Genomic DNA, 26,065 nt, shown 5'->3' with positions numbered 1-26,065 from the left:
GGTGCTTTTTTAATGTCAACTGTTAGTGTTTATACCAGCCAAACATCTGGAAGATATAAGGTGCATAGGTCACCAACACCAACGATGAGAACAATACAATAATCGGCAATAACCAACGTTCATAACGGAAGTAGAAACTGGTGTATTTCTCTTTCGCTTCCCTGTCGGCGGCCGAGACTTCCTCATCCCCGACCGAGAGCCTCGTCAGCAAGTGGTTCAAGGCAACAGGCGGTGTCACATAACCAAACTCGAAGGCAACCAGTACAATCATCCAGAAATGAATCGGATGGATACCATTCTCGTAGGCCACAGGTGCAACCGTTGCAGCAACCAGAATCACTGCACCAAATGGATCGGTCGTCATACCAATAATGGCAAGTAGCAGTGCAATAAAGGCAAGTGAAATATAGATATTACCGAGATGCGTTGGTAATAATTCCACAACTTCAGCACGTTCAATTAAGCCACCGACGCTTGCAGACAATGCCATAAGCAGAATCAACGCACCAATATGCCCAACTGTTTCTGAGGTTGCAAAACGTAATGCTCCACCAAAACCTAAGTGCTTACCGCCATGTGGATCATGTGATTTCAGGAACTCAGATTTTTTCTCATGTTCACGAACCAAAGCTTCATGCTTAGGATCAACCACAGGCGCTGGTGCCACTTTTGATGCAAATAACTTGTCAAACAAGATCATTGCAATCAATACCAACGGTAAAATCATTGGAGCAGTGAATTCATTGATAGACGTATCTAAAGCCAGCTTATAGAACATCACGACGGCGAAACCGATAATCACGTAAGGAATGACAGGGACACATGCGCGTAACATGCCCGGTACCGCAACTTTAGGTGAGTTCACACGGAATTTTTCTTCGGCAAGAATCAAGGAAACACCAAGGAAAATAAACGCTGTTAGCCAGAAGACATAGATACCATGATCAAATAATTCGGTAGATGTCACATGGCGACTGTCTAACATTGAGATCAGGATCACAAGTAGACATGGACGAATCACCACACCTAAAGAGCCTGACATTGCCGATACAGCTAAGGCGTATTGACGACGAGCGCCCGAATTCCAGACTTCCTTATAGATGATTGCACCCGCTGCAATAACGAAAATCCCTGAAGCACCTGTATAGGCTGTTGGAATCGCTGCCGCAATCAAGATTAACCAAGTTAACGTTTCAGGCGCCAAGTTCCATGGACGCAGGATATTTAAGAATAAATCCATGACACGGGTTTGGGTCAGCAACATACCTGCCCAGATGAACAATGCAAGATTTAAGAAAATACCCGAGAACTCAACCAGAATACCTAAGTAGATCCCTTGCCCCATTGGATAGTCCATGAAGAAGGTAAATACAATACCGGTCACCAAAGACATGAAGGCATACAACGGCACGCTGAGTAAAGCTAAACCAAAGTTACCCTTCGGCTGAGCCGTTTTCGGTATAAAGATAAACTGGAAGATACTGATAATGGTCAGAGATACGAATAACGCAATCCATAACCAATATAAGACTGTGGTTTTACCAGCAACCTCAACGCCTGAATTCAATACTGAATGATATTGGCTTAAGACCGAATAACTCAGTAATGCATTCCCCGCCACCATCAACGCTGAATAAACACGGAAGTCGATTCTGGTTTTTGGTGCACGTAAACCAATGTGGTGGTAACGCAAAGACGCTGTAATTGAAGCAAATAAAACCATAACCAGTAGAATTACAGTCTGGTTTTCAGAACCTAATTTGAAAATTCCGAAGAATGTTGTCTCAACTTTACGATAAGTACGAATACTTGGATGTGCTTCCAAATGCTTCATCGCTTTATCATAGAATTGATATTTTTCTTCACACTGCTGCTGTGCTGCCAATAATGAGGTACGCACATCAGACTCAGAAGCAGCCCCGAACATACTTGCAAATTCATCCGCAGCATTGGCCTTCATCTGCTCTTGAACTTGTGCATCAATGTTAGGATGTCGATCGCAAGATGGTTTTTCAGGCTCCGCCCTCAAAAACGAATATTGCATTCCTGTGGTTTGATCACCGTAAAGCCGCTCCCCCATACGGAGCATTTGACCGTGAATCATCTCGCCAGTACCAATAAGCAAGGTCATTAGCAACAAAGCAAGAATGATGAATGTTGATATCCAATCATTCCAGATATAGCCTAACCGGGCTAATCCAGACTTTTTCTCTTGATCATTTTGCATGTCTATTCCAGTTTATTCTTATCAACATCCATCCAAAGATGTTGAATCATGCGCTGTCCATGGTTGATAGATAAATGAATTTACCCTCTTATTAACCAATCCCTTTAAACCGCTTAAATTTGAATCAATCTTTTTCAAAAAAGAATGACTACAATCACTTTTTTGTTGGTTGTTTTTATCAATTTATGTGTTCTCTATTTTTTTCCTTCTTACAAATAAATAACTTAACCCACATAGGAGGCCACCGATAGCACCAATTAAATGTGCTTCAGTCAGGACTGGGCTGCCAATCAACTGAGCTGTTCCAGTTTGTCCAAAGGTATTTTCCCAAATCAGTTTTGCTGCAATCAGGGCTAAAACCAGTATTGCAAACTTACGTTCTTTCTTATATTGCAGATAAACCAGTCCTACAGCAGTGTACAGACCATGTAGCACACCAGAAAGCCCAGCATAAGCATCAATATAAGGTAAGTAGAAATAGAAAACTAAACTAATGAATGGCGGCAAAATCAGTAGTAATGCCCATAAATGCCAATTGCGGACATGCGGAAAGATGAAAGGTAAACACGCAAATGCCAGCATATTTAAAAGAAAATGAATCCAGCCAACATGTACCCAGTGTGCGGTCCATAAACGCCAGAACTCACTAAGTAAACTCGGTCTCCAGTAAATGAAATGATCAGCAAAAACTTGCAGACATGCCGATATCGAAACACATATCGCGATCAAAATGACTTTTTCTATCCATATTTGATCTTTCATTTATCGACCACCTCTTGAAAAAACAGACCTTTTACAAAGTGTAGATGTTTGCAATGTAAAAGGCCGTTTAATTCAGGTTACTCTGCTGGTGTTTCTTGCGCTGGAGCAGCCTCATCCTGTGCAGGTGCAGAAGCACCCTCGCCACCATCAAAGAGTGAATCCAGTTCAGCTGAGCTTTCTTGTTTATCATCCCAGAATGTGGTCAAGCCTTCATCGCTTGCTCTCACACCTGTATTTTCAGTCCAATAACGGTCTGCGATGCCGCGAACCATCAAACCTGCCATTTTATCGATCAGTCTGAACTGAGGATTTGCAGGTTTGTCATCACCTGTTGCTGCTGCATAAGAACGAAGCGCATCACGTAATTTTGCATCATCACCACTGGCCTGTGCTGCCACGGCATATAAAGCATGCGATAAGCGAACACCTTTCTTCTCACCAATTGCCATCGATTGCTTCATCGTGGCATAAGGTTCAGGTTTACCATCGCCTGCACCTGGCAATAAAGTCCAGATCACGGCGCGAGTCGCCATTGGCGCACCCCAGAATTTTTCATTGTCCAGACAGGTCATGCCACGTTCAACAATCCCTGCGATATCCTTAGGAACATTGATCGCACCGCCAGAGTTAATGTCATTGGTCATGGCTTGTAAACCACTCACCATACCCAACAAATAAACAGTCTGATCCAGATCATTACGCATGGTTGGGCATGAATCACCTAATTTATATTTGTATTTTGATTCCCAACGATTTGCAAAAAGTTGATAGCCTGCATATTGACGTTCAGCCGCAATCCCAGCCCAACGTTTCTGTTCAATACGCGCATCTTGTGCTTCCGATACCTGACCTGCTTTAGAAGCACGCAAATAGCGTAACTCTGCTTCCAATGCCTGATTTTCAGCACAAATTCCTGCTGCGGTATAAAGCAGAACTGCCATGCGGGTTGGGTCTGCACCCATATCTTTGGTCGACATCACTGCCGGTGTTAATGCATTACCTGAGTTACACACCATTTCAGCATCATCCATTGCCAAAATCGGTGGAACAATATGTTTTTCACCAAAACCTAAGGCGACATTCGCTCCAGTTTTAACGACGTATGAACATCCAGATAACATTGATGTTGTCAGCAAAGCAACCGCTACGCCCTGTCCCATTTTATGGAGTTTAGACATACTTCCTGTCCCTCTAATAATTTGTTTTTTCCTTTTAGCTGTACATTATCAGATGCAATACTTGAATTAAAGAGTAATTGCTCTAATTTCACGGGGACATTTTGACATACTTCACAAATGAATGAATTGACAGATTTGCGGGAATACAGAAATTTCAGGCAAAAAAAAGTAGCATTGCGACGGTTCAGCACATGCTACTTATTAACTGGTAAAATCGTGAAACTCTTTATATTTTAGTTTTGTTGAAAATAATCCTTGAGTAATGTTCCGGCTCTTCCTACTACAATCGCCATAACGATCGCAATTACCAGAAACATCCACATTGAAATCTCCATAGAGACCTCCTACACTTTTGTATCTACTTTTGATAGATACTAGATTGGCGTTCACCATCGATATTCACGGGAGAGTGATATATTGATGATACTTTCAATCTCTTTCTCTTGGTCACAGCAACAGGTTGATGTGATTCAAGATATTCCCTGAGTAAAGTTCCTGCTCTTCCTACTACAATCGCAAAAACAATTGCGATCACCAGAAACGACCATGTTGGAATTTCCATTTTGGACCTCCACCACACTTTACGTTGGTGTTTGTACTTTAACGAAAATAAATCAGCCTTGACTGCCAAATTGTCTGACAATCATAATTTTCACTATTTTTTAGAGTATTTAATCTAACAATTTGACTAAAAAAGACGCTTAAAATAACTATACTATTGAAATTTATAAAATAATTAATTATATACAGATGTAGAATTGTCAAACAATTATGCAAGTTTTGCGTGTAATTTTAGCTTTTTCCACTGTAAAAGTGATAACTGATCCCACCAAATAATGAAATTTTTATGTTCTGGATCAGAAAAATAAAGCACGATATAGGCTTGATGATCGATTATTTTTTCGATTTTGCGACACTGGATGGGGAGAGATGAATCATAAAACTCAAATGACCATTCCTGCTGATCCAGATATTCAAAACGTTTTAATCGGGGTTGTTTAAGAAATAGAAACCAGCTCAACACCAATAACAAGCAACTGCTTAACCATAAAGCTAAAGAAAGTAGAGAATAAGTGAGGCTGACAATCAAAAGTAAAATAATCAGTTGCAATGCAATCGAAAAACGACTGTATTGCAACTCAAAAACACGATTAGCCGTGGACATAATGTTTTAATTTTAGAATAAATTCTTTCAGTTCAGTCCGTGGCGGTTCCCCAACTTCCATGAACCAGTCCAGTAAATCTGGATCTTCCTGATCAACCAGCTCTGCAAACAAGGCCTTTTCAGCAGGATCCGCGGTGAGATAGTAGTTTTTAACATACGGGTCAAAATATACATCGATTTCTTTTAAACCGCGACGTGCACGATACACGACCTTACGTTCTTCCAGTGTCATTTCATCAGACATTATCTGTTCCACTATGCAACAATTTTCTCTCATAGTGTACCCGATCCCCGTTTAAGTTCGCAGCGTTTTTTCTCAAGTGACCAAATACATCAATCAAATTGAGCATTGATCACATTGTTCACTATTTTCTCTTTCTTGTATGGTGAGGAAGATGATTTACATTCAACAAACTAGGGAAAATATAACAAATGCAATCAGGTGCAATTCGTCCAGTTCCAAATATGCTCGCGCGTAAACTTTTTACTTCTGATCATGAAGCATTTCGTGAAACTGTACGTAAATTATATGAAAAAGAAGTTGTTCCAAATATTGAAAAATATGAAAAACAACAACATGTTGACCGCGACTTATGGAATAAGGCAGGCGAACTTGGCCTGCTATGTACCACCATGCCAGAGCAATATGGCGGTTCGGGTGTTGACCGACTCTACAGTATGATTCTGATCGAAGAACAAGCCTATGCGATGGATTCCAGCACTGGTTTTTCATTACATTCAGATATCGTTGCCAACTATATCAACAACTTTGGTAATGAAGAACAAAAGCAGCTCTGGCTTCCAAAAATGGCAACGGGTGAAACGGTTACCGCGATTGCCATGACCGAACCAGGGACAGGTTCAGACCTTCAAGCTGTACGTACCACAGCGGTACTAGATGGCGATGAATATGTCATTAATGGCTCAAAAATCTTTATTACCAATGGCTACCTATGCGACATGGCCATTGTGGTCTGTAAAACTGGTAATAATGAAAAAGGATCAGCCAATCTTTCTTTAATTATTGTGGAAGCAGATCGTGCAGGCTTCAGTAAAGGAAAACCTTTAAATAAAATTGGGATGAAAGGTCAGGATACTTGCGAATTGTTCTTTGATAATGTTCGCGTTCCGAAAGAAAACCTGCTCGGTATGGAAGGCATGGGCTTTATGATGCTGATGAAAGAATTGGCATGGGAACGTATGCTGGTTGCTATTATTTGTCAGGCTGGTGCTGAAGCTGCTTTTGCACATACCGTTCAATACACCAAAGACCGTAAAGCGTTTGGTAAGCCAATTGGCACCTTCCAGAACACCCGTTTTAAACTGGCTGAGCTACGGACTGAAATTGATTTCTGCCGTACTTATTTAGATCGCTGTATGGAGTTACAACTCGAAGAAAGCTTAGGTGTTGATGCTGCCGCAGCTGCAAAATACAAAATTTCGGATATGTTCTCGAAAGTTGTCGATGAATGCTTACAATTGCATGGTGGTTATGGCTACATGCTGGAATATCCAATTGCACGTGCTTATATCGACAACCGTGCCAATCGTATTTATGCAGGTACCAATGAAATCATGAAAGAGTTGATTTCACGTACCCTCTAATAAATCTATAAAACCTAAGGGATCACGCTAGATGCATGATCCCTTTTTACTTTATTTTGGTGCTAGTTTCTCATTCGCCGTTTGAGCAGGTTGCGGATTCATCCGTTCCATTAACTGCTTCACCTTAGGATTTTCACTGTATTGTTGCATGGTCGTATTGAGTGCATTACGCGCATTTTGTGTGGTGAAATGTGCAACCTCACTGCCGACATCACTTGCCTTCTTCGCCCAGACTTTACCTTCAGCAGATTGATAAAAATTTAAAGCTGCTTGCAGTTCTTTTTGATTAAAGCTTTCAACATAACGCTGCACAATAAACTGCTTACGCTGTTCACTATTCAAGTTTTTACTTAAATCGATATAGAAGCTTTCGGGTAGATCTTTTGGCAAACGCATCCGAATTTGCTCTAAAATCATTTTATCGGTGTTTTGCAAACCTTGCTCGGTACCATCAACCGATACCAGTTTTTGTGCAATCGCTTCCTTCTGTTTTGCATCATCTGCAAAAGCCAAACCACTTGATAATATAAGCCCCAAAATGATGAGTTTTTTCATCACACTATCCCTAATCTTAATTTTCTAATCTGCCCAATATACGTGATATTTTTAGAATTCAAAGCCTCTTTCAAATAAAAAACCCTATGTATTGACATAGGGTTGTTCAATTATTGGATATTTAAATTACGACACCAATTTTGGTTTACGATCTGCATGTTCATCACGTTTGTGGAACTGTAGAACACCATCATTAAATTTAGCATCTTTCAATTCTTTACGATCTGCCAAATAGTTATTGGTAATTTTCCAAGGGGCTTGCTTGCCTTGTTTAGGCATCACATCTGCTGCACGAGCAATATAACCAGAAGACATTTTGCCCATAATCGTGTCATGTTCAAGTTGCGATGGATCTGCATGCGCAATGACTTCGTCAAAACCATTCTTGTCCATATGATTAAGCAAGCGGCAAATGTATTCAGCTGCAATATCAACTTTTAAGGTCCAAGACGCGTTGATATAACCAATGATCATTGCCATATTTGGTACATCGCTGACCATCACACCTTGATATAACATGTGTTGTGATGTATTCATCGGTTTACCATCAATTGAACCTTTCATACCACCCAGAATCTGAATTTCCAGACCTGTTGCAGAAATAACGATATCCGCTTCAAGATGTTTACCAGATTTTAGTTGAATACCATTCGCCGTGAATTTCTCAATTTGATCTGTTTCTACACTCGCTTGACCCTGACGTAATGCTTTAAACAAATCGCCATCTGGTACTACACATAAACGTTGATCCCAAGGGTTATAGCTTGGCGTAAAGTGCTTCATGTCGACTTTACCCTTCAACTGCAATTCAATCCCTTTCAGCAATAAGCGACGCACGGTTTTCGGATATTTTTGAGCTAAAGCATAAATACCACGTTGCATACCAATGTTACGTGCACGCGTAAATTTATAAGCAGTTTCTTCAGACATAAATTTACGGGTCTTCTCATAAATAAAGTCAATTGAAGGGACTGTTGCAATATAGGTTGGTGAACGCTGTAACATCGTCACATGGCCTGCCCCACCTTTCACCATTGAAGGAACCAAGGTAATAGCAGTTGCACCACTACCAATGATCACGACTTTCTTACCCGTGTAATCCAGATTCTCAGGCCAGTGTTGTGGATGAATGAACTGACCTTTGAAATCTTCCTGTTTCGGGAATTTCGGTGCATAACCTTGATCATAGTTATAGTAACCCGTACAACCCATCACGAAGTTTGCTGACCAGATTTGCTTTTTCTTGTTGCTGTCTTCTACTTCAACAGACCATTTTTTCTTTGTTGAATCATAATTTGCAGAAAGCACACGATGACCAAAATGGATTTTTTCTTTCAATTGATTTTCGCTAATGACATCACTCAAATAGCTTTTGATTTCAGAGCCACTCGCAAGTACTTTTTCTTTTGCCCATGGTTTGAAGTTAAAACCAAAGGTCGACATATCCGAATCAGAACGAATACCAGGATAACGGAATAAATCCCAAGTCCCGCCAAAACTGTCTCGACGCTCTAAAATTTCAAATTTGCGTTGTGGGCAATGCTTAGAGAGATGTACAGCCAACCCGATTCCTGAGATCCCTGCACCAATAATTAATACGTCAACTTGCTTTTCCATTTTTTTTATACCCTGTATAAACCATGTCTTTATTAAAGCACAAATTTGACAATACACAATGTCAAGTTTAGTCATTCATCGGTTTTTTTATATCAGTTCGGGACATTTTGATAAAAATTCGCTGTCAAAAATGTTGAGATTTTTGCTTGGATTTCTTGGATAAGCATGATGAGTCAAGTAAGAGGATTGGGGAAATTTTGAAGTGATGACACATTGGATTTTGTCCGATCTCAACGCAGCATAACAATTAGGAAAAAACAAAATAAGAGAAAATAACTCATTAAAATCAGCCTAATAAGTCTTTTTTATAGAAGAATTTAAAATGAATGACTCTGAAAAATGGCTTTTGAGCAATTTCATATAATACGGTCATTAAGAGTTTGCAAATAGGCCTAGAGTAGAAAAAGCTTCATTAAAAGCTCATCTGTATATCCAGCATTATTTTTCAAAGCTTTTTGCTCCGTCCCATAGACCTGAAAGCCAAATTTTTGATAAAGCTGAATCGCTGACTGATTGCCATCAGCAACTGTCAGCAAAATTTGTTCGACCTGTGCTTTAGCATAGGCAATAACAGTGCGAAGCAATGCACTTGCAATACCTTGTCTTTGAAATTCAGGCTCAATAAATACACTAGATAAAACAGCTTTGTGAGACAGCTTTATACCTTGCTTTCGTGTTAACGTCGCCAAACCTATAATTTTACCTTTATGATAAACCCCAAAGATTGTTGAACTTGATAAGCAACTTTGAAAAAAGCTTAACGGCTTTATGATTTCTGCATCATAAGTAGAACCAAACATTTCTGGGGCTTTTACTAAAGCTGAAAGCCGAATCTCTCTAAAATCATTCAGCTCATCTACACCTAAAATCTTAATCTCAATATCTAACATATGTATTTAAATTTTTTATAGTGTCTCGGCTTAATTTAACATATTGGTCAAATACTCAAAGCAGTATTGAGAAGCAAAATATTATTTAAAATCTTCCCTTTCCCAAAATGATTAAAAATAAACAATAAAAAAGGCCGGTTATTACACCGGCCTTTTTTGGAACAACTGACTGTTCTACACGTAGAAGTATTATTTTACTTCACGGTCAACAAGTTCAACGTAAGCCATCGGTGCAGCATCACCTGCACGGAAGCCCGCTTTAAGAACACGAAGATAACCGCCGTTACGTTCTTTGTAACGAGGGCCAAGAACGGTAAATAATTTACCAACAGTTGCTGCAGAACGAGTACGAGCAAACGCTAAACGACGGTTTGCTACTGTATCGTTTTTTGCCAAAGTGATTAAAGGCTCAGCAACGCGGCGAAGTTCTTTCGCTTTAGGCAAAGTTGTTTTAATTAACTCGTGCTCAACTAAAGCATTTGTTAAGTTTTGGAACAACGCCTTACGGTGGCTGCTTGTACGGCCTAATTTCACACCACTATTACGATGACGCATGGTGATAGTCCTACTTAATTAACGGCTACGATAGGCAAAACGGTCATCCATACGGAGACTAGCTGGTGGCCAGTTCTCTAAACGCATGCCGAGTTGTAAACCTTTCGATGCCAAAACATCTTTGATCTCTGTTAACGATTTTTTACCTAAGTTCGGAGTTTTTAACAACTCAACTTCAGTACGTTGAACAAGATCACCAATGTAGTAAATATTTTCTGCCTTCAAACAGTTAGCAGAACGAACAGTTAGCTCGAGATCATCTACTGGACGAAGCAAAATTGGGTCAACTTCTTCGCGAGGTTCTTGAGCAACAGGAGTTTGATCTTTCTGAAGATCAACAAAAATTGCAATTTGTTGTTGCAAGATTGTTGCCGCTTTGCGGATTGCTTCTTCTGGATCAACAGTTCCGTTAGTCTCAAGATCGATCACTAACTTATCAAGATCGGTACGTTGTTCAACACGAGCATTTTCTACTGTGTATGAAACACGCTTGATTGGGCTATAAGAAGCATCTAACTGTAAACGACCTACTGGACGTGTTTCACCTTCAGGGAAACGTGAGTCAGATGTTTCATAACCACGACCTTGAGCAACTTTAAGGCGCATTTTTAATGAACCTGAAGAACTCAAAGTACCGATTAAATGATCAGGGTTAACCACTTCAACATTATGAGGTAAACGAAGGTCAGCTGCAGTTACATCACCTGCCCCTTGTTTCTCTAATGTTAAATATGCTTCATTTTGATCGAACAGCTTAATAGACAATCCTTTTAGGTTCAGCAAGAGCTCGACGATGTCCTGCTGCAAGCCTTCTAAAGTACTGTACTCGTGCTCGACGCCTTCTATTTCCACTTCAACCACAGCTGCGCCAGGTAAAGAAGACAATAGAATGCGACGTAAAGCATTACCTAGAGTATGACCAAAGCCACGCTCTAAAGGTTCCAGAATCACTTTTGCCGAGGTCCCGCTCACCGCTTCGACCTTGATCGCTTGCGGAGTTAGAAACTCGTTTGCAGTACGCGTCATTTATTGCTACCTCAAGGATTATTTAGAATACAATTCTACAATCAAGCTTTCGTTGATTTCAGCAGGTAAATCAGAACGATCTGGCGCAGCTTTAAACGTACCTTCTAACTTAGAATGGTCAACTTCCATCCAAGCAGGGATACCACGTTGAGCAGCTAATTCAATTGCGCTTTTGATACGTAATTGTTGTTTAGCGCCTTCATGTACTGCAATTACATCACCAGCTTTAACTTGGATAGATGCAATGTTAACACGACGACCGTTCAAAGTGATGCTACGGTGAGATACTAACTGACGAGCTTCTGCACGTGTAGAACCAAAACCCATGCGATAAACAACGTTATCAAGACGGCTTTCAAGCAACTTCAACAAGTTTTCACCTGTTGCGCCTTTAACACGAGCAGCTTCTTTATAGTAGTTACTAAATTGACGCTCTAACACACCGTACATACGACGTACTTTTTGTTTTTCACGTAATTGTAGTGAGTACTCAGATTGTTTGCTACCACGAGCTCCGCCATGTTGGCCAGGAGCTTTAGCATGTTTTTTAGTCTTAACGTCAAATGGTTTAACGCCAGATTTTAATTGCAGGTCTGTCCCTTCGCGGCGAGAGAGTTTGCATTTTGGACCAATATAACGAGCCATGAATGTTTCTCCTTACACGCGACGTTTTTTAGGTGGACGGCAACCGTTGTGCGGAATTGGAGTCACATCGGTAATGCTGTTAATTTTATAACCCACTGCACCTAATGCACGAACCGCAGATTCACGACCAGGACCAGGACCTTTTACAAGGACGTCCAAGTTTTTCAAACCGTAATCTAAAGCAGCTTTACCAGCAACTTCAGCAGCTACCTGAGCAGCAAACGGTGTTGATTTACGTGATCCACGGAAGCCTTGTCCACCTGAGGTAGCCCAAGCCAATGCATTACCTTGACGATCGGTAATCGTAACAATGGTGTTATTAAAAGAAGCGTGAATGTGTGCGACACCTTCAGAGACGGTACGAGTGACCTTCTTGCGTGCGCGAGTATCTTTAGCCATCTTTTAGCTTCCAGAAATCTTATTTCTTAATCGGTTTGCGCGGACCTTTACGGGTACGTGCGTTAGTTTTGGTGCGTTGTCCGCGAACAGGCAAGCTGCGACGATGACGAAGACCGCGGTAGCAGCCTAAATCCATTAAACGTTTAATGTTCATGGAAATTTCGCGACGTAAATCACCTTCGGTCGGAACCTTAGCAACTTCTGCACGAATCGCATCAAGCTGAGCATCATCTAATTCACGAATTTTCGTAGTTTCAGTGATACCTACAGCAGCTAAGATATTCTTAGCAGTGTGGCGACCTACACCAAAAATATACGTGAGAGAGATAACAGCATGCTTGTTATCCGGAATGTTTACACCGGCAATACGAGCCATTCAATTTTCTCCAAAAAGGCAGTCAAGATAATCAACCGCCCCACAAAAATCTTGAGGGGCGGATAATAACCTAATTAGCCTACTGAAATCAACAGGTCTTAATTAAATTAACCTTGACGCTGCTTATGACGAGGTTCTGCGCTACAAATTACGCGAATTACCCCATTACGACGGATAACTTTACAGCTACCACAAATTTTCTTTACAGAAGCTTGTACTTTCATGATGAAACCTTCTAAGTGCGCTTATCCCTTAGGATGAGCAGTCGTTTTTCTCATTAACGTTTGATTATCATACTGATGCGAAGTAAGGTGCGCTTGGAGTTGCGCCATAAAGTCCATTACTACTACCACTACAATCAGTAACGATGTCCCACCCAAATGGAATGGAATACCGAACGAGCTTTGTAGCACCATAGGCATTAAACACACTACAGTGATGTAGATTGCACCAATGAAGGTCAAACGGTTAAGAATATGATCTAAATAACGAGCCGTTTGCTCACCTGGGCGGATACCAGGCACATATGCCCCGCTACGTTTTAAATTCTCTGAAACCTCTTTAGGGCTAAATACTAGCGCCGTATAGAAATAACAGAAGAAAATGATCAACGCGCCGAAGAGCATTAAATACAACGGCTGTCCAGGCGATAACACCAATGCCAGATCTTGTAGGCTACGTTTTACAATCCCTGCATTTGGATCAGCACTTCCTAACCATTGTCCCAAGCTCGCTGGAAATAATAACAATGAGCTTGCAAAAATCGCTGGAATTACACCTGCCATGTTAATTTTTAACGGCAAATGTGTTTGCTGTGCAGTAAATACACGACGACCTTGTTGTTTTTGTGCGTAGTTCACTGGAATACGACGCTGTGCTTTTTCAATAAACACGATCGCAGCTAATACGGCTAATGAGAGTAAGCCGAATACAACTAAACCAATTAAACTACCCTGACCATTCTGAACAGACGTAAACGACTGAATCACAAGATTTGGCAAACCTGCCACAATACCTGCGAAAATGATCATCGAGATACCATTACCAACACCACGTTCGGTAATTTGCTCGCCCAACCACATCAAGAACATTGTTCCTGCAACTAACGAAGTTACTGCTGGAACATAGAATGCCAAGCCTGACGTTAAGGTAATACCTTGACTAATCAAGCCAGCACACATCCCTACACCTTGCACGAGTGCAAGAAATAAGGTGCCATAACGCGTATATTGATTGATCTTACGTTTGCCTTGCTCGCCTTCTTTTTTCAAAGCTTCTAGCGAAGGAACTACCGTAGACATTAACTGCACGATAATCGATGCAGAAATGTACGGCATGATCCCTAACGCCAGAATCGACATGCGTTCTAATGCACCGCCAGAGAACATATTAAATAAACCTAAGAAGGTACCTTCATTAGCTTTAAAAAAATGTGCTAGCGCGACATTATCAATCCCCGGCAACGGAATATGCGCTCCTAGTCGAAAGACCAATAACGCGCCAATCAAGAACATTAATCGACGAATAATTTCACGGTATTTCACATGAAACGGTTGGCCTTTCATCATGTTGACATGACCTGAAGAACTAGGAGTCATAGACACTCGAGATTACTCCTCGACTTTACCGCCAGCAGCTTCAACAGCAGCTTTAGCGCCTTTAGTCAACACAACACCTTTAACAGTGAATGCGCGAGTGATTTCACCAGAAAGAACGATGCGAGCACGAATTTGGTCACGACGAACAACATTCGCAGCTTTTAAAGTTTCAAGGCTAACAACATCACCTTCAACTTTATTCAACTCAGACAAACGTACTTCAGCAGTTTTCAAAGCGATTTGGCTAGTGAAACCGAATTTAGGCAAACGACGATATAACGCAGTTTGACCGCCTTCAAAGCCCGGACGAGTACCACCACTTTTACGTGAGTTTTGACCTTTGACACCACGGCCACCAGTCTTACCAACACCAGAACCGATACCACGGCCTAGACGACGGTTTTCACGTTTTGCACCTTCTGCAGGTGAAAGTTCATTTAAACGCAGAGTCATGGCTTATTCCTCTACACTAACCATATAGTAAACTTTGTTGATCATACCACGGTTAGAAGGCGTATCTTGCACTTCTACAGTATGACCAATACGACGCAGACCTAAACCTTGAAGGCAAAGTTTATGATTTTTTAAACGATGCGATGAAGATTTAGTCTGGGTAACTTTAATCGTTTTCATGATTGATTACCCTTGAATTTGTTCTACTGAAAGACCACGTTTCGCAGCGACTTTCTCAGGAGAAGTCATATCACGCAAACCTTTGAAAGTTGCGTTTACTACGTTAGCAGCATTTGTAGAACCATAACATTTAGCAAGTACGTTATGTACACCTGCAGCTTCAAGAACAGCACGCATAGCGCCACCAGCAATTACGCCAGTACCTTCTGAAGCAGGTTGCATGTATACACGGCTTGCGCCATGACGAGCATTCACAGGGTGTTGTAAAGTAGTACCCGCAAGGTCTACAGTGATCATGTTACGACGAGCAGCTTCAAGTGCTTTAGAAATAGCAGCTGGAACTTCACGTGCTTTACCACGACCAAAACCTACACGACCGTTACCGTCGCCCACAACAGTTAATGCTGTGAAAGAGAAGATACGACCACCTTTAACAACCTTGGCTACACGATCAACGGCAACCAGCTTTTCAACGAGACCTTCGTTTTGTTCAACTTTCGCCATGATTAGAACTCCAAGCCGCCTTCACGAGCAGCATCAGCCAAGGCTTTGATACGACCATGATATTTAAAACCAGAACGGTCAAATGCAACTTTAGTAACACCAGCTGCTTTAGCACGTTCTGCGATCAAAGCACCAACTTTCGTAGCTGCATCTACGTTACCAGTAGTACCACTACGCAAAGATGCATCTAAAGTTGAAGCTTGCGCTAAAACTTTGCCACCATCTGCTGAAATAACTTGCGCATAGATGTGACGCGGAGTGCGGTTTACACACAAACGAGTCGCACCCAATGCACGAATGTGCAAGCGTGTGCTTTTCGCACGACGCAAACGGGTTTGTTTCTTTTCGTTCATAAGAACCTCGCGCCTTATTTCTTCTTAGCTTCTTTACGAAGAATAACTTCATCCGAATAACGAACACCTTTACCTTTATATGGTTCAGGAGAACGGTATGCACGGATTTCCGCTGCCACTTGACCTAACAACTGCTTGTTTGCTGATTTCAAAATGATTTCAGTAGCAGTTGGAGTTTCCGCTGTTACACCTTCAGGTAAAGCGTAGTCAATTGGGTGTGAGTAACCAAGGTTAAGGTTTACAACAGTACCTTTAACCGCAGCTTTATAACCAACACCAACAAGCTGTAACTTACGTTCGAAGCCTTCGCTAACACCTTTTACAAGGTTGTTCAATACAGCGCGAGCAGTACCAGCTTGCATCCAAGCGTCTTTCGACTCTTTAGCCGGAGCAAGTTGAAGTTTACCTTCTTCCTGTTTTAGCTCGACCAGCGCATGCAGGTTGAAAGACAATGTACCTTTGCTGCCTTTCACTTCGACCTGCCGGCCGTTCTGAGTAACTGCTACACCATTAGGTACAGTTACTGGGGCTTTAGCCACACGAGACATGAGGAATCACCTATTAAGAAACAAAAGCAATAACTTCACCACCGATGCCCGCAGCACGTGCAGCGCGATCAGTCATGATGCCTTTGCTTGTAGAAACAATTGCAATACCCAAACCTTGCTTAACGCTAGGAATTTTATCTTTACCGCGGTATTGGCGAAGACCTGGACGGCTTACGCGCTTAACGGTTTCGATAACTGGTTTGCCTTCGAAATATTTTAAAGTAATTGTCAGAGTAGCTTTTGTCTCTTCTTGAGCAACTGCTACATCTGAAATATAACCTTCTTGTTGAAGAACGTTTGCAATTGCAACTTTCAACTTAGAAGAAGGCATAGAAACAGTTTGTTTCTTAGCCATTTGTGCGTTACGAACACGGGTTAACATGTCGGCAACGGTATCTTGCATACTCATTTAGTCGCTCCTTACCAGCTTGCCTTAACAACGCCCGGTACATCACCTTGCATTACTGTGTCACGTAATTTGTTACGGCTTAAACCGAACTTACGGAAGTAACCATGAGGACGACCAGTTAAACCACAACGGTTACGAAGACGTACTGGAGATGCGTTACGTGGCAATGCCTGTAACTTTAACGTCGCTTCGAAACGTTCTTCGTCACTCGCATTTACATTTGCAATCGTTGCTTTTAATTCAGCACGTTTTGCAGCGTATTTAGCAACTGTCTTTTCGCGTTTCAATTCGCGATTAATCATACCTTTCTTAGCCATATCGACCTCTTATTTGAACGGGAAGCCGAATGCACGCATAAGCGCACGGCCTTCGTCATCGCTACGAGCAGTGGTCGTAATAGTGATATCTAAACCACGGATACGATCAATTTTGTCAAAATCGATTTCAGGGAAAACGATTTGCTCTTTTAAACCCATAGAGTAGTTACCACGACCATCAAATGATTTCGCAGAGAAACCACGGAAGTCACGGATACGAGGGATTGCGATCGAGATCAAACGATCCAAGAATTCGTACATTTGGTCGCCGCGTAAAGTAACTTTACAACCGATCGGCCAACCGTCACGGATTTTGAAACCAGCGATTGATTTACGAGCAAGAGTCACAACTGGTTTTTGACCAGCAATGAGTTGCATATCAGCAACAGCGCCATCTAATAATTTCTTATCAGTTGCAGCTGCGCCTACACCCATGTTCAGGGTGATTTTCGTGATGCGAGGAATATCCATCACGTTCTTAACGCTAAGTTCTTCTTTTAACTTTGCTTTAAGTTCGTCGTTGTAACGTGCTTTAAGTCTGGCCATTGCCTTTTCAACCTATTACTTCGCTACCGCCACTGATTCACCATTTGATTTATAAACACGAGTTTTCGCGCCATCAATCACTTGGTAACCAATACGGTCAGCCTTTTGGGTTGTAGCATTAAAAATTGCCACGTTTGAAATATGAAGCGTAGCCTCTTGAGTAACGATACCGCCTTCAGCGCCAGTTACACGGTTTGGCTTTTGATGCTTCTTCACTAAGTTAAGGCCTTCGACCTTAACTCGATCTTCAGAAACAGACAAAACAACACCTTGTTTGCCTTTTTCTTTACCTGCGATCACGATTACTTGATCGCCTTTTTTAATCTTAGCCATGATTGCCTCTTATAGAACTTCAGGAGCCAATGAAATGATTTTCATGAACTGTTCAGTACGAAGTTCACGAGTCACTGGTCCGAAGATACGAGTAGCAATCGGAGCTTTGTTGTTGTTCAAAATAACAGCTGCGTTATCGTCGAAACGAATAACTGAACCGTCTGGACGACGGATGCCGAACTTTGTACGAACAACTACAGCATTCATCACGTCACCTTTTTTAACACGTGCGCGTGGGATTGCTTCTTTTACAGTAACTTTAATAATGTCGCCAACTGAAGCATAACGACGGTGTGAACCACCAAGTACTTTAATACATTGTACGCGGCGTGCACCACTGTTGTCTGCTACGTCGAGCATACTTTCGGTTTGAATCATTGCCCTACTCCAAAACCGAGCATCACCGGTCACAATTTCGAAAGGCTCAAAGAGTACTCGAAATTGTCCGATGATGCAACAAGAACGTCTAATTACTCAGCAGCAGCTTCAACTACTTCCACTAAAGTCCAAGCTTTAGTTTTAGAAATTGGGCGGCTTTCTTTGATGGTTACCAAGTCGCCTAATTTAGCAACATTGTTCTCATCATGAGCGTGTAATTTAGTTGAACGGCGGATTGATTTGCCATACAACGGGTGTTGAACGCGGCGTTCAATAAGCACAACAATAGACTTGTCCATTTTGTCGCTTACGACTTTGCCGGTTAACGTGCGGACTGTTTTTTCACTCATTGTCCGTTCCCCTGTTTTTCGGTAAGGAGTGTCTTAATACGAGCAATTGTCTTACGAGCAATTTGCACTTCATGCGATTTGCCTAGTTGACCAGTTGCTTTCGCCATACGAAGACGGAATTGGTTAAGCTGTTGCTCATCAAGCAAAGCTTTCAACTCTTCTACCGACTTTTCACGTAGATCTTTAGTTTTCATTACATCACCGTCCGAGTCACGATAGTGGTTTTAAACGGGAGTTTAGCAGCAGCTAAAGCAAAAGCTTCACGCGCTAACTCATCGCTAACACCTTCAATTTCGTACAGGATCTTACCTGGCTGGATCTGACAAACCCAGTATTCCACGCTACCTTTACCTTTACCCATACGAACTTCTAATGGTTTTTCGGTAATTGGTTTGTCTGGGAATACGCGGATGAAGATTTTACCACCACGTTTGATACGACGGCTAATGGTACGACGTGCAGCTTCAATCTGACGCGCAGTCATACGACCACGTTCAGTTGCTTTAATTGCAATCGAACCAAATGATACTGTACTACCACGATGCGCTAGACCAGTGTTACGGCCTTTGTGCACTTTACGGAATTTGGTACGTTTAGGTTGCAACATGGATTATTCTCCCTTGTCAGCAGCACGGTCACCGCGACGACCACGACGCTCTTGACCTTCACCACGACCACGACCGCGTTTAGCTGGACGCTCTTCAGCAGGAGCAGGGTTCATGACTTGTTTCATGCCACCTAAGATCTCACCACGGAAAATCCAAACTTTAACACCGATCGTACCGTATGTTGTTTCTGCGCGCATAGTTGCATAGTCGATGTCAGCACGAAGTGTATGCAAAGGTACACGACCTTCACGATACCACTCAGTACGAGCGATCTCTGCACCACCTAAACGGCCAGAAACTTCAACTTTGATACCTTTAGCGCCAGCACGCATTGTGTTTTGAACCGCACGCTTCATAGCACGACGGAACATAACACGCTTTTCTAATTGAGAAGCAATTGCTTCAGCAACTAAACGTGCGTCCAAGTCAGGGCGATCAATTTCATTGATGCTAACTTGAGCTGGAACACCCATAATATTGGTGAGTTCGCGCTGTAATTTTTCAATGTCTTCGCCTTTTTTACCGATAACGATACCAGGACGAGCAGTGCTAATAGTTACTTTAGCAGCGCCTGTAGGACGTTCGATAAGAATATTGCTGATCATCGCGTTTTTAAGTTTTTTGATTAAAAACTCACGAACTTGAAGATCTTTAAGCAAGTATTCAGCGTATTGCTTCGGATTCGCATACCAGTTAGCGTTATGGCGTTTCACAACACCTAGGCGGATACCGATTGGATGAACCTTCTGACCCATATCAAACCCCTACCTTAACGGTGATGTGACAAGTACGCTTAGTAATACGATCTGCACGGCCTTTAGCACGTGGCATGATACGTTTAAGGCTCATGCCTTCATCAACGTAAATCGTAGTTACTTTAAGGTCATCAACATCTAAGCTGTTGTTGTGTTCAGCATTCGCGATTGCAGATTCAAGTGCTTTTTTAACGAGCACAGCTGCTTTCTTGTTGCTGAAGTTTAAAATGTCTATCGCACGTGCAACCGACTTACCACGGATCAAATCAGCAACTAAACGTGCTTTTTGTGCCGAGATAGCGGCACCGCGTAATTTAGCAGTTACTTCCATCATAGCACCTATTAACGTTTAGACTTCTTATCAACACCGTGACCACGATAGGTACGAGTTGGCGCGAATTCACCCAATTTATGACCAACCATGTGTTCAGTAACAATTACTGGAACGTGGTTACGGCCATTGTGAACAGAAATTGTTAAACCAACAAAGTCTGGAAGGATCATTGAACGACGTGACCAAGTTTTGATCGGCTTACGGTTGTTAGCAGCTACAGCAGCTTCAACCTTAGCGAACAAATGTGCGTCGACGAATGGACCTTTTTTTAATGAACGAGGCATTATTCAGATTCCCTTACTTGACGCGACGGTCGCGAATAATCATCTTAGTCGTACGCTTGTTGGTACGTGTCTTGTACCCTTTAGCTTTTTGACCCCATGGGCTTACAGGTTGAATACCTTTACTACGCCCTTCACCACCACCGTGCGGGTGATCTACTGGGTTCATCGCCATACCACGAACGGTAGGACGAATACCACGCCAGCGCGCAGCACCAGCTTTACCCAATGAACGAAGGTTGCTTTCTTGGTTAGAAACTTCACCAATTACAGCACGACATTCAACATGGACTTTACGCATTTCACCAGAACGTAAACGAACGATAGCGTAAGAACCATCACGACCCAACAACTGAACTGAAGTACCAGCAGAACGTGCTAATTGAGCACCTTTACCGATTTTAAGTTCAAGGTTGTGAAGTGTAGAACCGATTGGCATGTTACGAAGTGGTAAGCAGTTACCTGGACGAATTGGAGCATCGTTACCAGATTGAACTTTATCACCAGCACGTAAGCCTTTAGGTGCAATGATGTAGCGACGTTCACCGTCAGCATATTTCAATAAAGCAATATGAGCTGTACGGTTAGGATCGTATTCGATGCGCTCTACAGTCGCTGGAATACCATCTTTGTTACGTTTAAAGTCAACAATACGGTAGTTTTGCTTATGACCACCACCCACGTGACGTGTAGTGATGTGACCATTGTTATTACGACCACCAGTACGTTTTTTAGCTTCTACCAACGGTGCATAAGGAGCGCCTTTGTGAAGGTGGTCATGAACCACTTTCTCTACAAAGCGACGTCCTGGAGACGTTGGCTTACATTTTTGAATTGGCATAATTCTCGTCCTTATTCCGCTGCGTTTTCAGCGGTATCGCCCAAGTCAGCCATTTCTACATCTTGGCCAGCTTTCAGGGTGACGTATGCTTTTTTCACATCAGAACGACGTCCTAATGTTTTACCAAAGCGTTTTGTTTTACCTTTAGTGATCGTTGTATTGATTTTTACAACTTCAACACCGAAGAGCTGCTCAACTGCTTTCTTGATTTCAAGTTTGTTTGCATTTAATGCAACTTTGAACACTTGAACACCAGCAGTATCACCTAAAACTTGTGCTTTTTCTGAGAATACTGGTCCTAATAGGACTTGATAGATACGTTCGTTGTTCATCCGAGTTCTACCTCAATTTTCTTAGCAGCAGCTACAGACATTACAACTTTATCAAATGCGATCAAGCTAACAGGATCAATAGCAGTAGCATCAACCACATCAACGTGTGGAAGGTTGCGAGCTGCGAGATACAAGTTCTCATCTACAGCATCTGTAATGATCAATGCGCGAGTTGCATTCAAGTCAGTAAGCTTTGCAAGCAATTCTTTAGTTTTTGGAGCTGCAACAGCAAACTCTTCAACTAATACAAGACGATCTTGGCGAACAAGTTCAGCTAAGATACATTGCATTGCACCGCGGTACATCTTACGGTTTACTTTTTGAGACCAATCTTGTGGGCGAGCAGCAAAAGTTTTACCACCACCAACCCAGATAGGGCTACGAATAGAACCCGCACGAGCGCGACCAGTACCTTTTTGACGGAATGGTTTTTTACCACCGCCAGAAACATCTGCACGTGATTTGTGAGCACGAGTACCTTGACGACCACCAGCTAAGTAAGCTGTAACAACTTGGTGTACAAGAGCTTCGTTAAATTCACGTCCGAAAGCAACTTCAGACAATTCAACAGCAGAGCCGGAAACAGTTTTTAAATTCACAGTATTTCCCCTCAGGCCTTGATGGTAGGACGTACAACAACGTCACCGCCAGTTGAACCAGGAATAGCACCCTTAACAACTAAAACAGAACGTTCAGCGTCAATAGATACGATTTCAAGACCTTGAACTGTTACGCGTTCGTCACCTAAGTGACCAGCCATTTTCTTGCCTTTGAACACGCGACCAGGAGTCTGGTTTTGACCTGTAGAACCTAATACACGGTGAGATACAGAGTTACCATGAGTAGCATCTTGCGTACGGAAATTCCAACGCTTAACACCACCTTGGAAACCTTTACCTTTTGATTGACCAGTTACGTCAACAATTTGACCAACTGTGAACAAATCAACACCGATAGAAGCACCAACTTCACGGCCTTCAAGCTCAGCTTCAGTAACACGGAACTCTTTAACTAAACGACCAGCAGCAACACCAGCTTTCGCGAAGTGACCTTTCTGAGCGTTAGTTACGCGCGATTCGCGACGTTCACCAGTAGTTACTTGAATTGCTTGATAACCATCAGTTTCAAGTGTTTTGATTTGCGTAATGCGGTTTGGATCGACTTCGATAACTGTAACAGGTACAGATACACCAGCATCCGTAAAGACGCGAGTCATACCACATTTGCGACCGACTAAACCAATAGCCATGTGCATAAACCTCTAATAAAGCGGCCTAATTAACTTAAAAGTTAATCAACCGAAAGCCTTAACCCAAAGCGATCTGAACATCAACACCAGCAGCAAGATCTAACTTCATCAATGCATCAACAGTTTTATCTGTTGGTTGAACGATGTCGATCAAACGTTTATAAGTGCGGATTTCGTACTGATCACGAGCGTCTTTGTTGACGTGTGGTGAAGTAAGAACGTTGAAGCGTTCGATGCGAGTAGGCATCGGAATTGGACCACACACTTGTGCGCCAGTACGCTTAGCGGTTTCTACGATCTCTTGAGCAGATTGATCAATCAGACGATGATCAAAAGACTTCAAACGGATACGAATTCTCTGGTTAGACATACCAGTAAACTCCAAGCCAAATATATAAAGAATCACCCATGACGCACCTCACCTTTTTGGTAAGTGTCAAGGGCAGTGAAAATCACTATGGTCGTGATCGATGCCACGACTGTAATGCGTTGACTACTTTCTTCGTAGTAAACGCCCTCCATTTGAGGGTCGCCCATTATAACGATTGTTTAAGTCTTATGCAATTCTTCTTTTCATTTTTTAAGCATTTTGTCAGCTCAAGCACTCACCACATAATCAATCGCCTGATTGAGTAAACGATTTCCCTGCTCAAATTTACTTTTCAAGCTTCTTTTTAATTCAGCAATGGGCTGTACATACCTTCCATTAAAAACAGCCATCTCTTCCTCTCCCTCAATCAACAGAGCCAAGGCGTGTGGTGTCATCTCTGGATGAAACTGAAATCCCAATACATTGCGTCCAATTTGATACATCTGATTTAAACACACCTTATTTTCCGCTAGACGTATTGCGCCTTTGGGAATTTCAAACGTTTCACTATGCCACTGTAAAATATTCAATTGTTCTGGTATCTGGAAACATTGCTCTGGAATGTGTGAAGCACGCCCTACATCCATCCAGCCAAGCTCCTGATCAGGATTACGACTGACTGCTGCACCCAAGGCATTCGCAATCAATTGTCCACCCAGACACAACCCAATAGCAGGTTTTCCCGCAGCCAGATAACGTCTTAGCCACCTTTTTTCTAATTTTAACCAGGGATAATTCGCCTCATCATTCACGCTCATCGTTCCCCCCATAATAATCAAGAGATCAACTTCATCTACGCGTGGCAGCGCTTCAAGCTCTAAAGGTAAATCTACAGGTAATGCAAAAAATTCTGTTGCTGTAATTTTTGCGTGATGTGCTTTTAAAAAGTCATAGCAACTGCCAAAACCTTCGCCAGCGATGTGCTGAAAATAATGCACTCTTAAATGCGACTTCATGCGCGAAAACCTATTATCGTTAGAATGATGATTAGTCTTAGCAAAAATAAAGCCAGTTTTTATTGATGACCTGAATCTGTACCGATTCTGTACAAAAGCAGCAAAGCACTAGCAGCTTTTATCATTTTCTCTTAACCTGAGACGCATTCTATTGATTTAATTTTGCCCTATGACAACTCACAATAAAGCACAAACTGATCTCATTCATGCACCACGTAAAGCCCCTCAATACATAGAAACCATCCAGCCTCCCCTATTTCGTGCATCTACGATTATTTTTAAAACAACAGCGCACCTTTTTGATCGCCACTGGACCGATACCTATGACTATAGTTATGGCACACACGGCACCCCAACTACTTTTACATTAGGGGACAATATTGCAAAAATTGAAGGCGGAAATTATTGCCTGCTTGCACCCAGCGGCTTATCTGCAATTAATCTGGTGAACAGTACATTTCTAAGCACTGGTGATGAGGTTTGGGTCGCCGACAATATCTATAGCCCTAACCTTGAACATTTGAATAATCTGCAAGACCGGTACGGCATCAGCGTAAAAATTTATAATCCAATTGATGCAGCCAGCTTTCAACCCACAGAGAAAGCCAAATTAATCTGGCTCGAAGCAGCTGGCTCAGTCACCTTAGAATTTCCCGATCTCAAAAATCTGGTCAAGAAAGCCCAACAAGCCAATGTACTGACTGCATTGGATAACACATGGGGTGCAGGACTTGCTTTTAATGCTTTCGATTTCTCCGATGAACATTTAGCGGTCGACATCACCGTACATGCACTCACCAAATACCCAAGCGGCGGTGGCGATATTCTCATGGGTTCAGTCGTGACCCGTGATCAACAGTTGCATCACAAACTCTATCGCATGCATGCCATTCAAGGGATCTCTGTATCAGGCGATGATACTGCTCAGATTCAGCGTAGTCTGGCTCACATGTCGCTCCGCTATGAACAGCAAGCACAAAGCGCCCGTGTATTACTAGAATGGCTCAAACAACAGCCTCAATTTAGTCAGGTTTTGCATCCAAGCTCACCAGATTCAGCAGGTCATTCGTTCTGGTCAGATATTTGTACCACAGGCAAAAGCGCAGGTTTGGTCAGCGTCATTTTTAAAGCTAATTATGACTTGACGGCGGTTCGACAATTCTGTGATAACTTGAAATTGTTTAAACTTGGATTTAGCTGGGGTGGCCCAGTCAGCCTAGCCATGCTCTATGATTTAAAGCAGATGCGTTCGCTGAAAAATACACATTTACAACAAGGTTTATTGGTGCGCTTCTGTATAGGACTAGAACATCCAGAAGATTTAATCCAAGATATTCAAAACGCATTAAAACAGCTCGATTGAGATCAAA

The 26,065-nt window shown here is 42.1% G+C and carries 39 protein-coding genes and 1 pseudogene; 2 read left to right on the top strand and 38 right to left on the bottom strand.

Annotation, left to right across the window (positions count from 1 at the left end; all coding sequences use genetic code 11):
* Positions 1-22: 22 nt before the first annotated feature.
* The 6 genes from AWW72_RS05315 to AWW72_RS05295 all read right to left on the bottom strand — a co-directional run bounded on the left by AWW72_RS05315 (position 23) and on the right by AWW72_RS05295 (position 5,576).
* Positions 23-2,227, bottom strand: a complete 2,205-nt coding sequence (locus AWW72_RS05315; RefSeq protein WP_005259810.1) for a TRAP transporter large permease subunit — start codon at positions 2,225-2,227, stop codon at positions 23-25.
* A gap of 183 nt (positions 2,228-2,410) precedes the next feature.
* Positions 2,411-2,989 (bottom strand): rhombosortase, encoded by a 579-nt coding sequence (rrtA, locus tag AWW72_RS05310; protein ID WP_004775858.1) that lies wholly within the window; start codon positions 2,987-2,989, stop codon positions 2,411-2,413.
* Positions 2,990-3,066: 77 nt separating this feature from the next.
* Positions 3,067-4,167 carry a hypothetical protein gene (locus AWW72_RS05305; RefSeq protein ID WP_004775861.1) on the bottom strand — a complete coding sequence of 367 codons (1,101 nt, stop codon included), beginning with the start codon at positions 4,165-4,167 and terminating at the stop codon, positions 3,067-3,069.
* 358 nt (positions 4,168-4,525) lie between these two features.
* Positions 4,526-4,729 carry a hypothetical protein gene (locus AWW72_RS19025; protein ID WP_004775862.1) on the bottom strand — a complete coding sequence of 68 codons (204 nt, stop codon included), beginning with the start codon at positions 4,727-4,729 and terminating at the stop codon, positions 4,526-4,528.
* Positions 4,730-4,936: 207 nt separating this feature from the next.
* Positions 4,937-5,332, bottom strand: coding sequence for a hypothetical protein (locus AWW72_RS05300; RefSeq protein WP_062846633.1), 396 nt, complete (start codon positions 5,330-5,332; stop codon positions 4,937-4,939).
* Positions 5,319-5,576 (bottom strand): FAD assembly factor SdhE, encoded by a 258-nt coding sequence (locus AWW72_RS05295; RefSeq protein WP_062846632.1) that lies wholly within the window; start codon positions 5,574-5,576, stop codon positions 5,319-5,321. Before AWW72_RS05295 ends, AWW72_RS05300 begins: the two co-directional genes overlap by 14 nt.
* Before the next feature lie 188 nt (positions 5,577-5,764).
* On the opposite strand from AWW72_RS05295, the gene AWW72_RS05290 reads away from it, so the two are divergent.
* Positions 5,765-6,937 carry an acyl-CoA dehydrogenase family protein gene (locus AWW72_RS05290; protein ID WP_062846631.1) on the top strand — a complete coding sequence of 391 codons (1,173 nt, stop codon included), beginning with the start codon at positions 5,765-5,767 and terminating at the stop codon, positions 6,935-6,937.
* A gap of 51 nt (positions 6,938-6,988) precedes the next feature.
* On the opposite strand, the gene AWW72_RS05285 is transcribed toward AWW72_RS05290, so the two are convergent.
* The 32 genes and pseudogenes from AWW72_RS05285 to AWW72_RS05130 form a co-directional block, all read right to left on the bottom strand.
* Positions 6,989-7,492 (bottom strand): DUF2059 domain-containing protein, encoded by a 504-nt coding sequence (locus AWW72_RS05285; RefSeq protein ID WP_062846630.1) that lies wholly within the window; start codon positions 7,490-7,492, stop codon positions 6,989-6,991.
* 126 nt (positions 7,493-7,618) lie between these two features.
* Complete coding sequence (locus AWW72_RS05280) at positions 7,619-9,109, bottom strand: flavin-containing monooxygenase (protein WP_062846629.1); 1,491 nt, start codon at positions 9,107-9,109, stop codon at positions 7,619-7,621.
* Between the two features lie 392 nt (positions 9,110-9,501).
* The gene (locus AWW72_RS05275; protein ID WP_062846628.1) at positions 9,502-9,999 is read right to left on the bottom strand and encodes a GNAT family N-acetyltransferase; all 498 of its coding nucleotides are present in this window, start codon (positions 9,997-9,999) and stop codon (positions 9,502-9,504) included.
* A 189-nt stretch (positions 10,000-10,188) separates the two neighbouring features.
* Positions 10,189-10,554 (bottom strand): 50S ribosomal protein L17, encoded by a 366-nt coding sequence (gene rplQ, locus AWW72_RS05270; RefSeq protein ID WP_004641032.1) that lies wholly within the window; start codon positions 10,552-10,554, stop codon positions 10,189-10,191.
* A gap of 18 nt (positions 10,555-10,572) precedes the next feature.
* The gene (locus AWW72_RS05265) at positions 10,573-11,580 is read right to left on the bottom strand and encodes a DNA-directed RNA polymerase subunit alpha (protein WP_004660372.1); all 1,008 of its coding nucleotides are present in this window, start codon (positions 11,578-11,580) and stop codon (positions 10,573-10,575) included.
* A gap of 18 nt (positions 11,581-11,598) precedes the next feature.
* Positions 11,599-12,225, bottom strand: coding sequence for a 30S ribosomal protein S4 (gene rpsD / locus AWW72_RS05260; RefSeq protein ID WP_004775874.1), 627 nt, complete (start codon positions 12,223-12,225; stop codon positions 11,599-11,601).
* Positions 12,226-12,237: 12 nt separating this feature from the next.
* Positions 12,238-12,624, bottom strand: a complete 387-nt coding sequence (gene rpsK, locus AWW72_RS05255; RefSeq protein WP_004281491.1) for a 30S ribosomal protein S11 — start codon at positions 12,622-12,624, stop codon at positions 12,238-12,240.
* Between the two features lie 19 nt (positions 12,625-12,643).
* Positions 12,644-13,000, bottom strand: a complete 357-nt coding sequence (rpsM, locus tag AWW72_RS05250) for a 30S ribosomal protein S13 (protein WP_004657696.1) — start codon at positions 12,998-13,000, stop codon at positions 12,644-12,646.
* 107 nt (positions 13,001-13,107) lie between these two features.
* Positions 13,108-13,224: a 50S ribosomal protein L36 gene (gene rpmJ / locus AWW72_RS05245; protein ID WP_000867907.1), complete on the bottom strand. Its 117-nt coding sequence runs from the start codon at positions 13,222-13,224 to the stop codon at positions 13,108-13,110.
* A 21-nt stretch (positions 13,225-13,245) separates the two neighbouring features.
* Positions 13,246-14,565 carry a preprotein translocase subunit SecY gene (gene secY, locus AWW72_RS05240; protein ID WP_171067087.1) on the bottom strand — a complete coding sequence of 440 codons (1,320 nt, stop codon included), beginning with the start codon at positions 14,563-14,565 and terminating at the stop codon, positions 13,246-13,248.
* Positions 14,566-14,610: 45 nt separating this feature from the next.
* Positions 14,611-15,051 carry a 50S ribosomal protein L15 gene (rplO, locus tag AWW72_RS05235; protein ID WP_004775880.1) on the bottom strand — a complete coding sequence of 147 codons (441 nt, stop codon included), beginning with the start codon at positions 15,049-15,051 and terminating at the stop codon, positions 14,611-14,613.
* Positions 15,052-15,054: 3 nt separating this feature from the next.
* Entirely contained in the window at positions 15,055-15,231 is a 177-nt protein-coding gene (gene rpmD, locus AWW72_RS05230) for a 50S ribosomal protein L30 (RefSeq protein WP_000849088.1), read from the bottom strand.
* 6 nt (positions 15,232-15,237) lie between these two features.
* The gene (gene rpsE / locus AWW72_RS05225; protein WP_004657688.1) at positions 15,238-15,735 is read right to left on the bottom strand and encodes a 30S ribosomal protein S5; all 498 of its coding nucleotides are present in this window, start codon (positions 15,733-15,735) and stop codon (positions 15,238-15,240) included.
* 2 nt (positions 15,736-15,737) lie between these two features.
* Positions 15,738-16,088 carry a 50S ribosomal protein L18 gene (rplR, locus tag AWW72_RS05220; protein WP_004775881.1) on the bottom strand — a complete coding sequence of 117 codons (351 nt, stop codon included), beginning with the start codon at positions 16,086-16,088 and terminating at the stop codon, positions 15,738-15,740.
* Between the two features lie 14 nt (positions 16,089-16,102).
* Positions 16,103-16,636, bottom strand: coding sequence for a 50S ribosomal protein L6 (gene rplF, locus AWW72_RS05215; protein ID WP_004775882.1), 534 nt, complete (start codon positions 16,634-16,636; stop codon positions 16,103-16,105).
* Positions 16,637-16,649: 13 nt separating this feature from the next.
* Positions 16,650-17,045 carry a 30S ribosomal protein S8 gene (gene rpsH / locus AWW72_RS05210; protein ID WP_004775883.1) on the bottom strand — a complete coding sequence of 132 codons (396 nt, stop codon included), beginning with the start codon at positions 17,043-17,045 and terminating at the stop codon, positions 16,650-16,652.
* 11 nt (positions 17,046-17,056) lie between these two features.
* Positions 17,057-17,362: a 30S ribosomal protein S14 gene (rpsN, locus tag AWW72_RS05205; protein ID WP_004641050.1), complete on the bottom strand. Its 306-nt coding sequence runs from the start codon at positions 17,360-17,362 to the stop codon at positions 17,057-17,059.
* A 9-nt stretch (positions 17,363-17,371) separates the two neighbouring features.
* Complete coding sequence (gene rplE / locus AWW72_RS05200) at positions 17,372-17,908, bottom strand: 50S ribosomal protein L5 (protein ID WP_004775884.1); 537 nt, start codon at positions 17,906-17,908, stop codon at positions 17,372-17,374.
* A 15-nt stretch (positions 17,909-17,923) separates the two neighbouring features.
* Complete coding sequence (gene rplX, locus AWW72_RS05195) at positions 17,924-18,241, bottom strand: 50S ribosomal protein L24 (RefSeq protein WP_004641054.1); 318 nt, start codon at positions 18,239-18,241, stop codon at positions 17,924-17,926.
* A 9-nt stretch (positions 18,242-18,250) separates the two neighbouring features.
* Positions 18,251-18,619 carry a 50S ribosomal protein L14 gene (rplN, locus tag AWW72_RS05190; RefSeq protein ID WP_004657680.1) on the bottom strand — a complete coding sequence of 123 codons (369 nt, stop codon included), beginning with the start codon at positions 18,617-18,619 and terminating at the stop codon, positions 18,251-18,253.
* 92 nt (positions 18,620-18,711) lie between these two features.
* Positions 18,712-18,969 (bottom strand): 30S ribosomal protein S17, encoded by a 258-nt coding sequence (rpsQ, locus tag AWW72_RS05185; RefSeq protein WP_004657679.1) that lies wholly within the window; start codon positions 18,967-18,969, stop codon positions 18,712-18,714.
* Positions 18,966-19,163, bottom strand: a complete 198-nt coding sequence (gene rpmC / locus AWW72_RS05180) for a 50S ribosomal protein L29 (protein WP_000849927.1) — start codon at positions 19,161-19,163, stop codon at positions 18,966-18,968. Before rpmC ends, rpsQ begins: the two co-directional genes overlap by 4 nt.
* Complete coding sequence (gene rplP / locus AWW72_RS05175; RefSeq protein WP_004657678.1) at positions 19,163-19,576, bottom strand: 50S ribosomal protein L16; 414 nt, start codon at positions 19,574-19,576, stop codon at positions 19,163-19,165. The genes rpmC and rplP overlap by 1 nt, the downstream gene beginning before the upstream one ends.
* Positions 19,516-20,332: pseudogene (gene rpsC / locus AWW72_RS05170) on the bottom strand (30S ribosomal protein S3). Before rpsC ends, rplP begins: the two are co-directional and overlap by 61 nt.
* Before the next feature lies 1 nt (position 20,333).
* Positions 20,334-20,663, bottom strand: coding sequence for a 50S ribosomal protein L22 (gene rplV / locus AWW72_RS05165; RefSeq protein WP_004657676.1), 330 nt, complete (start codon positions 20,661-20,663; stop codon positions 20,334-20,336).
* Positions 20,664-20,674: 11 nt separating this feature from the next.
* Positions 20,675-20,950 (bottom strand): 30S ribosomal protein S19, encoded by a 276-nt coding sequence (gene rpsS, locus AWW72_RS05160; protein WP_004775885.1) that lies wholly within the window; start codon positions 20,948-20,950, stop codon positions 20,675-20,677.
* Positions 20,951-20,963: 13 nt separating this feature from the next.
* Positions 20,964-21,788: a 50S ribosomal protein L2 gene (rplB, locus tag AWW72_RS05155; RefSeq protein WP_004660349.1), complete on the bottom strand. Its 825-nt coding sequence runs from the start codon at positions 21,786-21,788 to the stop codon at positions 20,964-20,966.
* Between the two features lie 11 nt (positions 21,789-21,799).
* The gene (gene rplW, locus AWW72_RS05150) at positions 21,800-22,120 is read right to left on the bottom strand and encodes a 50S ribosomal protein L23 (protein WP_004641070.1); all 321 of its coding nucleotides are present in this window, start codon (positions 22,118-22,120) and stop codon (positions 21,800-21,802) included.
* Complete coding sequence (gene rplD / locus AWW72_RS05145) at positions 22,117-22,719, bottom strand: 50S ribosomal protein L4 (protein WP_004641072.1); 603 nt, start codon at positions 22,717-22,719, stop codon at positions 22,117-22,119. The genes rplW and rplD overlap by 4 nt, the downstream gene beginning before the upstream one ends.
* 11 nt (positions 22,720-22,730) lie before the next feature.
* Positions 22,731-23,369 carry a 50S ribosomal protein L3 gene (gene rplC, locus AWW72_RS05140; protein WP_004775888.1) on the bottom strand — a complete coding sequence of 213 codons (639 nt, stop codon included), beginning with the start codon at positions 23,367-23,369 and terminating at the stop codon, positions 22,731-22,733.
* Positions 23,370-23,427: 58 nt separating this feature from the next.
* The gene (rpsJ, locus tag AWW72_RS05135; RefSeq protein WP_000070912.1) at positions 23,428-23,739 is read right to left on the bottom strand and encodes a 30S ribosomal protein S10; all 312 of its coding nucleotides are present in this window, start codon (positions 23,737-23,739) and stop codon (positions 23,428-23,430) included.
* Positions 23,740-23,966: 227 nt separating this feature from the next.
* Positions 23,967-24,695: a type 1 glutamine amidotransferase gene (locus AWW72_RS05130; RefSeq protein ID WP_004775889.1), complete on the bottom strand. Its 729-nt coding sequence runs from the start codon at positions 24,693-24,695 to the stop codon at positions 23,967-23,969.
* A gap of 169 nt (positions 24,696-24,864) precedes the next feature.
* On the opposite strand from AWW72_RS05130, the gene AWW72_RS05125 reads away from it, so the two are divergent.
* On the top strand, positions 24,865-26,058 hold the full coding sequence (locus AWW72_RS05125) for a PLP-dependent transferase (protein ID WP_062846627.1): 1,194 nt from the start codon (positions 24,865-24,867) through the stop codon (positions 26,056-26,058).
* The last annotated feature ends 7 nt before the right edge of the window (positions 26,059-26,065 follow it).

Origin of the sequence: Acinetobacter sp. NRRL B-65365 (assembly GCF_001605865.1) — a bacterium.
GTDB classification, from domain to species: Bacteria; Pseudomonadota; Gammaproteobacteria; order Pseudomonadales; family Moraxellaceae; genus Acinetobacter; species Acinetobacter vivianii.
This window is presented reverse-complemented; position numbering and strand designations above follow the sequence as displayed.